This window comes from Hyphomonas sp. NPDC076881, from assembly GCF_050269995.1.
Classification (GTDB): Bacteria; Pseudomonadota; Alphaproteobacteria; order Caulobacterales; family Hyphomonadaceae; genus Hyphomonas.
The window spans coordinates 1-1,026 of record NZ_JBNNJJ010000035.1; the positions used below are offsets into that span (position 1 = coordinate 1).

Annotated in this window: 1 protein-coding gene; it reads right to left on the reverse strand. The window is 64.3% G+C overall.

What is annotated here, in order from left to right:
• Positions 1 to 1,026 (reverse strand): UDP-glucose dehydrogenase family protein (locus ACQKI2_RS18575; protein WP_427381121.1); only part of this gene is annotated, 1,026 nt, incomplete at both ends.

The following is a 1,026-nucleotide window of genomic DNA, read 5'->3' on the forward strand; positions in this document are numbered from 1 at the left end:
GTATTGGAAGCCGCGTTTGGCCATGTCTTCGGGGCTGTAGATGTTGCGCAGGTCGATGACGGTGTTGCCTTTCATGGCGGCCTTGATGCGGCCCATGTCGAGGGCGCGGAACTGGTCCCATTCGGTGATGATGACCATGGCATCGGCGCCGTCGACGGCCGCATAGGCGCTGCCCGCAAACTCAATGTCCTTGAGCAGGTGGGCGGCTTCCTTCATCGCTTCGGGATCATACGCCACGATGCGCGCGCCGGCCGCCTGCAGGGCGGGCAGAATGTCGAGCGAGGGCGCGTCGCGCATATCGTCCGTGTTCTGCTTGAAGGCGAGGCCCAGCACACCGATCGTCTTGCCGGTCACGTCCCCGCCCATCGCGGCGATCACCTTGTCGGCCATCGCCTTCTTGCGGGCCGCGTTCACATCGATCACCGTGTCGACGATGCGCACCGGGCTGCCATAATCATGCGCCGTCTTGGTCAGGGCGAGGGTGTCTTTCGGGAAGCAGGAGCCGCCATAGCCGGGCCCGGCATTCAGGAACTTCGCCCCGATCCGGCCATCCAGGCCAATCCCGCGGGAGACTTCCTGCACATTCGCGCCGACCTTCTCGCAGAGGTCTGCCATCTCGTTGATGAAGGTGATCTTCACCGCCAGGAAGGCGTTGGCGGCATATTTGATCAGCTCGGAGGTGCGCCGCGAGGTGAAGAGGATCGGCGTCTCGTTGAGGAAAAGCGGCCGGTAAAGCTCCTTCATCACCTCTCGGGCGCGCGCATCCTCGGTGCCGACGACCACCCGGTCAGGGATCTTGAAGTCCTTGATGGCGGCGCCTTCGCGCAGGAATTCGGGGTTGGAGACGACGGCAAACTCCGCCTCGGGGCGCGCCTTGCGGATGATCTCCTCCACCTCGTCCCCGGTGCCCACCGGAACGGTGGATTTGGTGACGATGACGGTGAACCCGTCCATCAGCCCGGCAATCTCTTCGGCCGCGCCATAGACATAGGAGAGGTCGGCATGGCCATCGCCGCGGCGCGAGGG